The sequence below is a fragment of the Mesorhizobium sp. B2-4-7 genome (assembly GCF_006442685.1).
Taxonomy (GTDB): Bacteria; Pseudomonadota; Alphaproteobacteria; order Rhizobiales; family Rhizobiaceae; genus Mesorhizobium.
The window spans coordinates 37,918-51,144 of sequence record NZ_VFVH01000006.1 but is presented as its reverse complement, the minus strand read 5'-3'; the positions used below and the strand labels follow the sequence as shown (position 1 = coordinate 51,144).

Here is a 13,227-nt window from a genome sequence, read left to right as displayed (position 1 = left end):
TGACGGCCATATCACGCCATTATGGCGGCCGCCGGCGCATTGCTGTAGCGTCAGAGCCGGCCGGCCTTGATGCCAGAATCCCTCGAGGCGCGCCTACTGGACCTCGTAGCCGACTTCCTCGCTGGCGTGACACAGCGCCTTCCAGAAGGAGCGCGCGAAAGAGCGGAAGACGTAGATGTCGAACTGGTCGCCGCCGGTGCGTTGGATCTGGGCGAAGACATCGTGATGGGTGGTCGAGCGGCCGGCGCCGAGCGGGAAGGCAGGCAGCGCGAAATCGATTGCGAAGAACTTCGCCAGCACCCATTCGGCCTTCGGTCCGGCGATGCGGATCGCGCTGCGGCCATGCGAAAGATCGGTCACCGTGCCGATGGCGGGGGTCACCACGCCCGCGAAAGCCGCGGCCAGCCCCTCGGCTTCGTCGGCTACGGTGAACTTTCCCGGTGCGAAACCGAATGCCGATTTGGCGCCATTGGTGGCGCCACCGCCGGCACCGTCGGGCAGCGCAAGCCCGGTGACGGCGCGGATGCATGATATCAGTTTCTTCTCTTCGCCCGGCCAGGCGGCGAGCTGCACGATCGAGCCCGGTCTCGTCTCGGTCAGGATGACCTCGACACCATGTTCGAAATTGCCGTGCGAGCCGACATGGAATTCCGGTTCCAGCGGTGAAAGGCGCTCAACCATGCATGCGGCTCCCGTCCGGATCGTAGAAGTGGTTGGAAACGATCTCGACCGGTCCGAACCGGTTGCGCAGCGGATCGGAGACATGGGCGCGCGAGCCGTGCCTGGCCTTGCCGCCTTTGACCAGCGCCAGCGCGATGTGCTTGCCGAGCGCCGGCGAATAGCAGCATGCCGTGATGTGGCCGATGGAGCCGTGCGGGTTGGACTCGTCAAGCTCCTCGACGATATGCGCGCCGCCGTTGAGCGGCCTGTTGTCGAGCGCGACCAGGCCGACAAGTTCCAGCCGGTCGGGCGAGATGAGGCCCTCGCGGTCCATCATCGCCGAGCCGATAAACGGTTTCTTCTTCGACAGCATCCAGTCGAGATGCAGGTCGCGCGCCGTGGTGCGGCCGTCGATCTCGGCGCCCGTCACATGGCCTTTCTCGATGCGCATCGTGCCCAGCGCTTCCAGTCCGTAGGTTGCCAGGCCGAACGGCTTGCCGGCCTCGACAAGCGTTTCCCAGACATGGGTGCCATGGTCGGCGCCGCAATAGACCTCGAACGCCATTTCGCCGGAGAAGGACAGCCGGCAGATCATCACCGGCACGCCAGCGATCTGGCCATGCACGATGCCCATGAACGGCAGCGCCGCATTGTCGACAGCGGTGCCGGCGACGCAGCCGGCCAGGATCTGCCTGGCTTTCGGCCCGCCGATCGCAGCGCCCGCCCACTGGTCGGTCACGGAGGTGACATGAACCTTGAGCTCCGGCCAGACCACATCGAGAAAATATTCCAGATGCTGCATCACCTTGCCGGCATTGGCCGTGGTGGTGGTCATCAGGAAATCCTGTTCGCCGAGCCGCCATGTGGTGCCGTCGTCGAAGGCCAGCCCGTCCTCGCGCAGCATCAGTCCGTAGCGCGCCTTGCCCACGGCCAACGTGGAAAACATGTTGGTGTAGACACGGTCGAGGAATTCGGCCGCGTCCGGACCCTGCACCGCGATCTTGCCGAGCGTCGAGACATCGACGATGCCGGCGCTTTCGCGCGTCGCCCTGGCCTCGCGCACATAGGCCTGCTCGACCGTTTCGCCGGCAAGGCCGTAGATCATCGGCCGGTACCACAGGCCGGCGGAATACATGGTCGCGCCATTGGCGACATGCCAGTCATGCATCGGCGTCAGCCGTTCGGGCTTGAGGTCGCCGAAGCGCTCCGCCGCCAGTGATCCGATCGAAACCGGTGCAAAAGGCGCCCGGAAGCGTGTCGTGCCGACTTCCGGGATCGGCTTGCCCAGCGCCTCGGCCATGATGGCCAGGCCGGGGACGTTGGAATTCTTGCCCTGGTCGGTCGCCATGCCGAGCGTGGTGTAGCGTTTCAGATGCTCGACCGAGACGAAGCCTTCGCGGTGCGCCAGCCGCACGTCCTCCGACGTCACGTCGTGCTGGAAGTCGACGAAGCTCTTGCCGCTGGCCCTGATCTCGAACACCGGCGCCGGATCGGGATCGCAAGCTACGGCTTCGACCGGGGGCAGTGCGGCCGGCGTGGCTTGCGCGCCTGCCGCGGCAAGGCCCGCGGCGCGGCCCTCGATCATTGCTTCGGCCGTGGAAAAGCTGCCGGTGAAGGCGCCGGCGCCAATCCAGTTCTGCGTCGGCTTCGGCGGCAGGAAGGCTTGTCGGGCGGCATTCCACTCCGCCTTGGCGCCGGCCTGGCTGGCCAGATGGATGGTTGGCGACCAGCCGCCCGACATCAAGAGGCAGTCGGCATGGATGCTGCGAGAATCGCCGGTGAGCGTGCCGTTGGTCATGTCGAAGCGCTGCAGCTTGACGCCTGAGAGCGCCTTGCCGCCCTCAGTGGCGATCACGGCATGGCCGGGAAAGATCTCGGCTTCGGTCTCCTCGGCCAGCTTGCGCATTTGGCCAGAAAGCTCGGGGCGGACATCGACAATCGCGGCAATCCTTGCGCCGGCCTTCTTCAGCGCCAGGGCGCAGCGATAGGCGCTGTCATTGTTGGTGAACAGCGCGACCGTCTGCCCCGCCAGCACGCCGAATTCGTTGGCGTAGCGCTCCGCGGCATGCGCCAGCATCACGCCCGGGCGGTCATTGCCCGGAAATACGAGCGGCCGTTCGAAAGCGCCGGTGGCCAAGACCACCGATCGGGCGCGGATCGCCCAATAGCGATGGCGCGGTTCGCCCTTGCCGGGTGTCTCCTTGTGATCGGTGACGCGCTCAAGGGCGGCAAGCGTATTGCTGTCGTAGTAGCCCCAGACCGTGGTGCGCGGCAGAAGCCGGACGTTGTCGTAACCCTCGAGCTGGGCCACGGTTCGCCTGGCCCAGTCGGCCGCCGGCAGGTCATCGATCGTCTCGTTCGACCAGTTGGCAGAGCCGCCGAAACGCGGATCGAGTTCGGCAAGCATGACGCGCGCGCCCTGATCAGCAGCGGCCTTGGCGGCCGTCAGCCCGGCAGGGCCGGAGCCGACCACCAGCACGTCGCAAAAGGCGTTCATGCGCTCATAGCGCGCCGGGTCGGCGGTGGAACCGGCCCGGCCGAGGCCGGCGGCGCGGCGGATGAAATGCTCGCAGAACATCCAGAAGCGCGTGCCCTTCAGCGGACCGATCACCGGACCCATGAAGGTCTTGTAGTAGAAGCCGGCCGATAGGAGCTTGCCGCCGAGCTGGTTGACGGCGCTGACGTCCCAGGCCAGCGACGGAAAACGGTTCTGGCTGACGGCGACCAACCCGTCATGAATCTCGACCATGGTCGCCGCGATGTTGGGCTCGCGAACCTCGCCCTTCAGCACCGTCACCAGCGCGTTCGGCTCTTCCACGCCTGCTGTCAGGAGGCCGCGCGGGCGGTGGTATTTGAACGAGCGCCCGTAAAGCGTGACGCCGTTGGCCAGCAGTGCCGAAGCCAGCGTATCGCCGGCATGGCCGGTGTAGGACGCGCCATCAAAGGTGAAGCGGATGGTCTTCAGCCGGTCGATGCGGCCGCCGGTCTCGGTCCGGCGCGGGCTCACGATCTGCCCTCCGCCTTGCGCCGCGCGACCGAGCCGTGGTCACCGCGTGCGAAGGCTACGTTGGAAATCTCATGCGTCAGCGTGTTGCGCACGACCCTGAGATGCGCGCGGCAGCCGCCGGAATGCTGCCAGATCTCGTTGTGGTCTCCGGCCGGGTTCAGCCGGTCATAGACATAGGCGTTCCAGGCTTCGAAGTTCTGCGAGGCGGGGTCGGGACGCTCGCGGTTGCCGTCACCCTGGTAGGTGAACTCGATGACGTCGCGCGGGCCGCAATAGGGACAAGTGATCAACATCGGATATTCCTGGTGCAGCCTTGCTCGGTGAAGCCTTGCTTGGAGAGATATTGTTCAGTGCAGTCTGGGATTGGCGCCCTGGCCTTTGTCGTCGATCACCAGGCCGCGATGGAAGCGGTCGAGCGTGAAGGGGGCGTTGAGGTCATGCGGCTCGTCCTTGGCGATGGTCCAGGCAAAGCACCAGCCGGAGGCGGGCGTCGCCTTGAAGCCGCCATAGCACCAGCCGCAGTTGAGATACATGCCGGGCAGGGGCCCGGTGGTGATGATGGGCGAGCCGTCCATCGACATGTCGCAGACGCCGCCCCAGGAGCGCAGCATGCGCACGCGGGCAAGCCCCGGGAACAGCGCCAGCATCTCGCTCATCACCTCGTCGACGATGGGCAGGTTGCCGCGCTGGGCGTAGCTGTTGTAGCCGTCGATGTCGCCGCCGTAGACGAGGCCGCCCTTGTCCGATTGCGACATGTAGAAATGGCCCATGCCGAACGTGACGACCGTATCGATGAAGGGCTTCAGCGATTCGGTGACGAAGGCCTGCAGCACATGGCTCTCGATCGGCATCGTCTCGATGCCGGCAAGCTGCATCACCCGGCCGGTGCTGCCGGCCACCGCGACCGCCACCTTCTTGGCGCGGATGTCGCCGCGTGATGTGGTGACGCCGGTGATGCGGTCGCCGTCGCGCAGGAAGCCGGTGACCTCGCAATTCTCGATGATGTCGACGCCGCGCCGGTCGGCGCCGCGCGCATAGCCCCAGGCCACGGCGTCGTGGCGGGCGGTGCCGGCGCGCCGCTGCATCAGGCCGCCGACCACGGGGAAGCGTGCATCACTGGAAATATCGAGCGCGGGGATCAGGCGCTTGATTTGCGCCGGCGTCATCAGTTCGGCGTCGACACCGAGATGGCGCATGGCGTTGCCGCGCCGTGCATAGTCGTCGAACTGGGCCGGCGTGTGCGCCAGGTTCAGGCAGCCGCGCTGCGAGAACATGACGTTGTAGTTGAGATCGTGCGACAGGTTCTCCCACAGCTTCATCGAATGCTCGTAGAAGCGGGTGTTGGCGGGCAGCAGATAGTTGGAGCGCACGGCGGTGGTGTTGCGGCCGACATTGCCGGAGCCGAGCCAGCCTTTTTCCAGCACCGCGACATTGGTGATGCCGTGTTCCTTGGCGAGATAATAGGCGGTCGACAACCCGTGCCCGCCGCCACCGATGATGATGACGTCGTAGGATGCCTTCGGGTCCGGCTTGCGCCAGGCCGGCTTCCAGTCCTTGTTTCCCTTGAGCGCGTTCGCGAGCAGCGAAAGGGCCGAGTACTCTGCCATGGATATGATGTCCGTTTCGGGCGATGCGGCAGACTATAGAGCAGGCCGCACGCGCAAAGCCAATATTGCGCCATCGCCTTTCGACTGGCCGACGCTCCGGCCACCGTCAGATCAGCGCAGGTGCGGTCGGATCAGGCGACGAGTCCGGGTGACGGGGTCCTTCGCCGGCGCGCTGTTGATGGAGCATTGAACGAAAAAACCCGCCTGTGCGGCGGGTCGTTGGCGCAACTCAGCACCATGACTGAATATCTACCATAGCTGCCTTCACCCAGTCAAGAAAAAATTCCTATCATAAAGCTGCCGGCACAACGGGACTGGCGGTCGTCAGGTCTTTGTTGCCCCGAGTTCGGAGCCCTGGCGGTCGGATGCGACGGCTTGCCCCATGATATGGCCGTCTTTATCAAGGACAGGCAAATTCAATTGCCATTGCCGCCTTGAGTCGCCAACAAATCATGTTTTTCAAATTGCTTCGTCTCGTCTTGATGTTCGCGCTTGTCGTTTCGGCGCCGCTTTCGTTCGATGCGTCGGCGCAAGGGCTTGGCCAGGCGCCTGCCGGACTGGTCGCCGACCAGCAGAAAATCCTTCAGGACCTGACGACCAAGACCGATAATTTCGACAAGAAGATCCAGCAGGACGGCGACGACGACGCCACTCTCGTCGATATCCGCCTGCAACTCGAGGAACTGTCGCGGCAATCGCTGAACAGCGCGCTGGCCTTCCGCACCCGCCTTAGCGAGATCAACAGCCGGCTCGAGCAGCTTGGCCCGGCACCCGCCGCAGGCCAGCCGCCGGAACCCGACATCGTCAGCACCGAGCGCCAGGCGCTGGTCTCCGAAAAGGCCGAGATCAACGCGGTCATCGCGCAGGCGCAGACGCTGTCGATCCGCATCAGCGGGATGATCGACAAGATCGGCAACATGCGCAGCGCGCTTTTCCGCAATCTCCTGACCAAGCGCTATGTGCTGTCGGATGCGCTGAGCCCACAGGTCTTTTCCGACGCCCGCGACGAGTTCGGCAATTTCTACAAGGCGGTCTCGTCCTGGCTGAGCTTCGCCTTCAGGTTCAAGTTCCAGGCCATTCTGGCGGCAACCTTCGTGGCGCTCGGGCTGGCCTTGGTGCTTCTGGTCGGCGGCAGGCGGTTGTTTGGACGGGTGTTCGAAGCCGATCCGTCCAATGAGGACCCGTCCTATCTCAGCCGCCTGTCGGTGGCCTTCTGGTCGACATTGCTGCCGACGCTCGCAGTCGGCGCCTTTCTTGGGTCGACGATTTTCTTTTTCAACTATTACAACGTTTTGCGCGGCGACATTGGCCTTTTCCTCAACGCGCTGGCGACGGTCATCGGGGTGGTGTTCTGCGTCAATCGGCTGGCCAATGCGGCGCTCGAGCCGAGGCTGCCGAACTGGCGCCTGATCCCGGTCGAATCCGGCCCGGCGCGCTGGCTGGTGCGCCTGACTACCGCCATGGCCGTGGTCATCAGCGTCAACACCTTCCTGTCCGTCATCAACGACAAGATGGGATCGCCGCTGTCGCTGACGATCGCGCGCAGTTTCGTGGCCACCATCGTCGTCGGCATCATCCTGATCCTGATGGCGATGCTGCGGCCGTTCAAGGCCCGTGACGGCAGCTGGCGGCCTTGGCCGGCATGGCTGCGCTACCTGGCGCTGGCTCTGGGGCTCTTCACCATCATAGCCGCCTTGCTTGGCTATATCGGCCTTGCGCTGTTCGTGTCGCTGCAGGTGGTGGTCACCGGCACGGCGCTCGTCACCGCTTATATCGGCTTCCTGTCGGCACAGGCGATCGGCGACGAGGGCGCCTTCGCCAATACGTCGGTCGGGCGCTGGCTGTCGGTCAATTCCAGCTACGAGGACACCGCGCTCGACCAGCTCGGCCTTGTGGTCAGCGTGGCCATCAACGTGATGATCGTGCTGGTCTTCCTGCCGCTGATCCTGTTGATGTGGGGCTTCCAACCGGGCGACATCCAGGCCTGGGCGTACAAACTGGCGACCGGGATTAATATCGGTTCGGTGACGATTTCGGTCACCGGCATCCTGTCGGGCATCGTCGTCTTCATCATCGGCTATTTCCTGACGCGCTGGTTCCAGGGCTGGCTCGACGGTTCGGTGATGGCGCGCGGCAAGGTCGACACGGGGGTGCGCAACTCGATCCGGCTGGCCGTCGGCTATGCCGGCGTGGCACTTGCGGCACTGATCGGCATCTCGGCGGCGGGCATCGACCTGTCCAGCCTGGCGCTGGTCGCCGGCGCGCTTTCCCTCGGCATCGGCTTTGGCCTTCAGAACGTGGTGTCGAACTTCGTCTCGGGCCTGATCCTGCTGGCCGAGCGGCCGTTCAAGGTCGGCGACTGGATCGTCGCCGGCGACATCAGCGGCACCGTCAAGAAGATCAGCGTGCGCGCCACCGAGATCGAGACCTTCCAGCGGCAGTCGGTGATCCTGCCCAATTCGAACCTGATCAACAACGCCGTCGGCAATTGGACGCACCGCAACAAACTCGGCCGCATCGACATCAAGGTCGGCGTCGCCTATGGCAGCGACGTCAAGCAGGTGCACGCAGTGCTGCTCGAGATCGCCCGCGGTCATCCGCTGGTGCTGAAGAACCCCGAACCGTTCGTGCTGTTTTCCAATTTCGGGCCTGCCGCGCTGGAATTCGAGATCCGCCTGTTCCTGGCGGATGTGATGAACGGCAATATCGTGCAGAACGACATCCGCTTCACCGTGCTGGAAACATTCAGCGATCAGCATATCGAGATACCCTCGACGCCACGCGCGGTCGTCGAGCCCAAGCATGTCAAGGCCTGGCCGACCGACGACGACAAGATCGAGGCCGACTTCGCCGAACAGGAACGAGCAAAGGCGGAAGCCGCGGCCGAGGCCAAACGTCTCTCCAGATCAGGACGCAAGGCGAAGAAGCCTGATCCGGATTAGATCGGCGGTCGTAAGGTTCAGGCCATCAAACCAATTGCGGCATGAATGCGGCATTCAGTTGCGGTTCAGCTTCCATCTCATATAAGCTCCCATGCAAAGGCGAGAATGCCTTGCGAAATGCAACAGAGGCGGTGGGAACACCGATATTGCACATGTGGAAGTCTCTCGTCGCTGCCGTCGCCTTGCTCGCCGTGAGCGGGTCGGCCCATTCCGCCAGCGCGGTCAACAAGGACGCCGAGACCCGCACGCTGATCGTGACGGAAGGCGGCAGCAAGACCGACCTGGCGCTGGCCGCCGGCGAAACCGTGGAATTCTGCCCGAATGGCTGCTTCGTCACCTTGCCCAATGGCGATCTCGAAGCCCTGACCGGCTCGGAAACGGTCGAGATCTCGGGCGGCATCGCCCGCATCAAGTAATTTTTGTCCACATCTCTTGAGAGGCCGGACATTTGCCCGGCCTTTTATTGTTTCCGGTAGCGGTTGTTTAACAATGACACGGGAAATACCGCGGTGACAGCCGCCCACAACCCGGCGTTTTAACGTTCGTTACGCCGTCTCCCCGCTATACGTCTTGTGAAGACGCCGACAAACGGCGCGACGGGTTCGAGGCAGGGCAGGACGACATGGACGCGCGGTCCGACGGAAACGCAATACCGCTTGCGGTCGATCTCGACGGCACGCTGATCGCGACCGACCTGCTATGGGAAGGACTGTTCATCCTTCTCAAGAAGAACCCGCTCTACATTTTCCTCGTGCCTTTCTGGGCCGCCGCCGGGCCGGCCCGGCTGAAGCAGGCCATCGCCCAGCGCGTCGATATCGATCCCGCGTCGCTGCCTTACCGCGCGCCATTGCTCGACCGCATACGGGCCGAGCATGCCGAAGGCCGCAAGATCGTGCTGGCGACAGGCACGCCGCGCAAATTCGCCGACGCCATCGCTCGCCACCTCGGTGTCTTCGACCGGGTGCTGGCGACGGACGGGGTCGACAATCTGACTTCCGGCAAGAAGCGTGCCTCGCTTGTTGCGGCCTATGGCGATGGCGGCTTCGACTATGCCGGCAACAGCCGCCATGATCTCCAGGTTTTCGATGCGGCACGCAGCGCGATCGTGGTGGCGCCGGATCGCCACGCCGCGCGCTGGCAGGCGGCGCATGGCGCCGAAACCATGTCGGCGCCGAAACCGAAATTGCGGACCATCGTCAAAATGCTGCGCGTGCATCAGTGGCTGAAGAATTCGCTGATCGCAGTGCCGATGGTGCTGTCGCACGAATATTTCAACGCCGGCATGATCTGGGAGTGCGTGCTGGCGTTTATCTCGTTCAGCGCGGTGGCGTCGGCCATCTATATCCTCAACGACTTCTTCGACCTGGCGCTTGACCGCAAGCATGCCACCAAGCGTAACAGGCCATTCGCCAGCGGCGCGCTCTCCATCCCGTTCGGGATCGGCGCGATCGCGGTGCTGCTGGCGATCGGCATCGGCACAGGACTGTTTCTGGCGCCCGAATTCCTCGCCGTGCTCGGCGGCTACATGGCTGTCACCACGGCTTACTCGCTGTCATTCAAGCGCATGCTGCTGGTCGACGTGCTGACGCTGGCCGGCCTCTACACGATCCGCGTTCTGGCGGGCGCGGCCGCGACCGGCGTCGAGGTCTCGTTCTGGCTGCTCGCCTTCTCGATCTTCTTCTTCCTGTCGCTGGCGCTGGTGAAGCGCTTCGTCGAATTGCGCACCACGGCCATTCCACCCGGCGAGCGCATTGCCGGGCGCGGATATCGCACCGAGGACCAGGAGATCGTCGCCCAGGCCGGCATGGCTTCGGCCTTCTCCTCGGCACTGGTGCTGGCGCTCTACATGGATAGTGTTGCGGTGCGTGAGCTCTACCCGCATCCCTGGCTGATCTGGCCGCTGCCGCCGATCGTGCTTTATCTCACCATGCGGGTCTGGATCCTGGCGCGTCGCGATGAGATGCATGACGATCCGGTCGTGTTCATCATCCGCGACTGGCGCAGCCAGATCGTGGTGCTGATCGGCGCCGTGCTGCTGGTGATTGGGGGCTGGTAGACATGGCCGGCGAGCGCTTCGACAGCTTCGGGCGCGCGACGTTGCCCGCGCCCCGCGTCATCGGCATCGATGACGCGATCGTGTTGCTGAAGGGCGGCCAGGCCAGGCAAGCCTCGCTGCTTGCCTATGGCAATGGCAGATCCTACGGCGATTCCTGCCAGAACGAGGCCGGCGCGGTCGTCGACATGCGGCCGCTGAACCGCATCCGCGCCTTCAATGCCGAGACCGGCCTTCTCGAAGCGGATGCGGGCGTGCTTTTGTCCGACATCATTGCCCACGCCGCGCCCTACGGCTTCTTCCCGGCAGTCGTTCCGGGCACGCAGTTCGTCACGCTCGGCGGCGCCATAGCCAACGACGTCCACGGCAAGAACCATCACCGGCGCGGCACGTTCGGCTGCCATGTCGAAAGTTTCACGCTGCTGCGGTCCAATGGAAGGACCTACCGCTGCTCCGCGACAGACAATCCGCGGTTGTTCCGGGCGACGATCGGCGGCATGGGGCTGACAGGCCTGATCCTGTCGGCCTCGATCCGGTTGATGCGGGTGCATTCCCTCGACATCATCGAGAAGGTGACGCCGTTTCGCGACCTGGGCGAATTTTTCGAGCTGGCCGAGGCGGCGGACCAGGCCAATGAATATGCGGTCGCCTGGATCGATCAACTCGCCGGCGGCCGGCGCAGCGGGCGCGGCCTGCTGTTCACAGGCAACCACGCCGAGCATGGCTCGCATACCGCCGCGCGCGCCGGCAGCAATTTCGCGGTGCCGTTCCAGCCGCCGTTCAATGTGCTCAGCCGACCGTTCCTGAGCGCCTTCAATGCGGCCTACCGATGGCGGAAGGGCCGCTCTGCCGCGCCGCGCCAGGTCGGCTACCAGGGCTTCTTCTTCCCGCTGGACGGCGTGCGCGATTGGAACAGGCTTTACGGTCCGAACGGGCTGTTCCAGCACCAGAGCGTTGTGCCGGAAGAAGCCGCGCGTGAAGCGGTGCCGGCGCTGCTCGCGGCTGCCAGGCGGGCCGGGCAGGGCTCGTTCCTCACCGTTCTGAAACGCTTCGGCGACGTCCGATCCCCGGCGCTGCTCTCCTTCCCGCGGCCTGGCTACACGCTGACGCTGGATTTCCCCAACAGGGGAGCCGCGACCCTGGCGTTGCTGGACGAACTCGACCGCATCGCCATCGGAGCCGGCGGGGCAGTCAACCCCTACAAGGATGCGCGCATGAGTGCCGCAACCTTCGCCGCGTCCTTTCCGGAGTGGTCGCGGCTGGAGGCGCAGCGCGATCCGGCCTTCATGTCCGGCTTCTGGGCGCGCACAGCCAAAAACATCGACCTGCGCAGGCGGGGCGCCGAGGCCGCCGAATAGATAAAATTGAAATGGATCGTGGTTAGCGATCGGTTAACGAGAAGATTTACTCAAAACGTCCTTGTGAGTTCACGAAATCTTTTCGGGTTTGTAATAGAAGGCGTCACGGGTGGGTGAGCTGACATGAAATATATCGTCTTCATTCTCTTTACGGTCATGACGAATGCGGCCGCGCAGCTGATGCTGAAGCAAGGCATGATGTCGCTTGGGCCGATCTCGTTCGAAGGCGCCAACCCGCTTATCAGGCTTTTGCAGATCGTCTTCAGCCCCTGGGTGTTCCTCGGCCTGTGCACCTTCGTCATTTCCATGGCCTCGCATCTCTACGTGCTGTCCAAGGTCGAGCTTTCCTTTGCCTATCCGTTCCTTAGCCTCGCCTATGTCGCCGTCGCGGTCTTCGCCTATTTCGTCTTTCGCGAGGACCTCAATGGCTGGCGCATCGCGGGTATCGGCTGCATCTGCGTGGGCACAGTGCTGATCGCCCAAAGCGGCCGAGACCTGGGTGACCACGGGCATGACGAGCAGACCGTTTCCATCACCTCCGACAAGATCGGCACCAGCGAGATCGTTCGATGAGACATGTGATTTTCGGCGGCGACGGCTTTGTCGGTCGCCACCTTGCCCCGAAGCTCGTGGCGGATGGCGAGGAGGTTGTCGTCGCCGACATCGTCAAGAGCGACCTGGCGCATTATCGCAACGCCGGCTTCGTCCATTGCAACGTGGCCGATCCAGCATCGGTGGCGGCGGTTGGGCTAAAGGCCGACGACATGATCTACAATCTGTCGGCAAAGATGCTGTCGCCGATCCAGGCGCGCGCCAAGCGGCACGATTTCTTCTTTCCGGTCAATTTCCATGGCACCGAGCATATCATGCAGGCGATGGACAAGGCTGGCGCACCCAGGCTTGTCCACTACACGACCGACATGATCTACGGCCACACGGTCACCCAGCCGATGACCGAGGAGCATCCGGTCGCGCCGCTCGGCGAATATGGCTGGTCGAAGCAGAAGACGGAGGAACTGGCCGCCGAATGGCGCAAGCGCGGCATGTCGATCTCGCTGTTTCGCCCGCGACTGATCATCGGGCCCGGCCGCCTCGGCATCCTTGAAAAGCTGTTCAAGCTGATCGACTGGAACCTTCCGGTGCCGATGATCGGCTCGGGCCGGAATCCATACCAGTTCATTTCTGTTTTCGATTGTGCCGAAGCGGCCCGCGCGGCCTGGAAAGCCGGCGTACCGAACGAGGCCTATAATCTGGGTTCGCTCAACCCGCCGCCGGTCAGGAAATTGCTCGGCGACCTGATCAGGCATGCCGGTTCGAAATCGATCCTGATTCCGACGCCGGGCTGGGCGGTGAAGCGCACGCTCGATCTGCTCGACCTCATGAACCTGCCGATCATGGATCCGGAGCAATATCTGATCGCCGACGAGGAGTGCGTGCTCGACGTCTCTAAAGCGGGACGCCAGCTCGGCTGGGTGCCGCAACATCGCGACGAGGACATGCTGATCGCCGCCTACAGTGAATACCGCGCCAGGAAGGCCGGCCACGCCGTCGCCACCAAACATGTGCCCGCCGAATAGCAGTCCACCAACAGTTTCATTTG

10 protein-coding genes are annotated in these 13,227 nt (G+C 63.9%); 6 read left to right on the top strand and 4 right to left on the bottom strand.

Annotated features, from left to right (window positions below):
- Positions 1 to 93: 93 nt before the first annotated feature.
- Genes FJ946_RS17640 through FJ946_RS17625 form a run of 4 tightly spaced genes read right to left on the bottom strand, consistent with a single transcriptional unit; the run spans position 94 to position 5,274 of the window.
- Entirely contained in the window at positions 94 to 681 is a 588-nt protein-coding gene (locus tag FJ946_RS17640) for a sarcosine oxidase subunit gamma (protein ID WP_140564167.1), read from the bottom strand.
- Positions 674 to 3,667, bottom strand: coding sequence for a sarcosine oxidase subunit alpha (locus FJ946_RS17635; protein WP_140564166.1), 2,994 nt, complete (start codon positions 3,665 to 3,667; stop codon positions 674 to 676). Before FJ946_RS17635 ends, FJ946_RS17640 begins: the two co-directional genes overlap by 8 nt.
- Positions 3,664 to 3,960: a sarcosine oxidase subunit delta gene (locus tag FJ946_RS17630; RefSeq protein ID WP_140564165.1), complete on the bottom strand. Its 297-nt coding sequence runs from the start codon at positions 3,958 to 3,960 to the stop codon at positions 3,664 to 3,666. Before FJ946_RS17630 ends, FJ946_RS17635 begins: the two co-directional genes overlap by 4 nt.
- Positions 3,961 to 4,014: 54 nt before the next feature.
- Positions 4,015 to 5,274, bottom strand: coding sequence for a sarcosine oxidase subunit beta (locus tag FJ946_RS17625; RefSeq protein ID WP_140495627.1), 1,260 nt, complete (start codon positions 5,272 to 5,274; stop codon positions 4,015 to 4,017).
- Positions 5,275 to 5,726: 452 nt separating this feature from the next.
- Between FJ946_RS17625 and FJ946_RS17620 the strand changes: the two genes are divergently transcribed.
- The 6 genes from FJ946_RS17620 to FJ946_RS17595 all read left to right on the top strand — a co-directional run bounded on the left by FJ946_RS17620 (position 5,727) and on the right by FJ946_RS17595 (position 13,204).
- The gene (locus FJ946_RS17620) at positions 5,727 to 8,216 is read left to right on the top strand and encodes a mechanosensitive ion channel family protein (RefSeq protein WP_140564164.1); all 2,490 of its coding nucleotides are present in this window, start codon (positions 5,727 to 5,729) and stop codon (positions 8,214 to 8,216) included.
- Between the two features lie 152 nt (positions 8,217 to 8,368).
- A complete protein-coding gene (locus tag FJ946_RS17615) occupies positions 8,369 to 8,632 on the top strand; it encodes a hypothetical protein (protein ID WP_140495629.1) in 264 nt (87 codons plus the stop codon).
- Positions 8,633 to 8,838: 206 nt separating this feature from the next.
- Positions 8,839 to 10,272: a UbiA family prenyltransferase gene (locus tag FJ946_RS17610; RefSeq protein ID WP_140564163.1), complete on the top strand. Its 1,434-nt coding sequence runs from the start codon at positions 8,839 to 8,841 to the stop codon at positions 10,270 to 10,272.
- Positions 10,273 to 10,274: 2 nt separating this feature from the next.
- The gene (locus FJ946_RS17605; RefSeq protein WP_140564162.1) at positions 10,275 to 11,627 is read left to right on the top strand and encodes an FAD-binding oxidoreductase; all 1,353 of its coding nucleotides are present in this window, start codon (positions 10,275 to 10,277) and stop codon (positions 11,625 to 11,627) included.
- 123 nt (positions 11,628 to 11,750) lie between these two features.
- Entirely contained in the window at positions 11,751 to 12,200 is a 450-nt protein-coding gene (locus FJ946_RS17600; RefSeq protein WP_140521117.1) for an EamA family transporter, read from the top strand.
- A complete protein-coding gene (locus FJ946_RS17595; protein ID WP_140564161.1) occupies positions 12,197 to 13,204 on the top strand; it encodes an NAD(P)-dependent oxidoreductase in 1,008 nt (335 codons plus the stop codon). Before FJ946_RS17600 ends, FJ946_RS17595 begins: the two co-directional genes overlap by 4 nt.
- Positions 13,205 to 13,227: the final 23 nt, after the last annotated feature.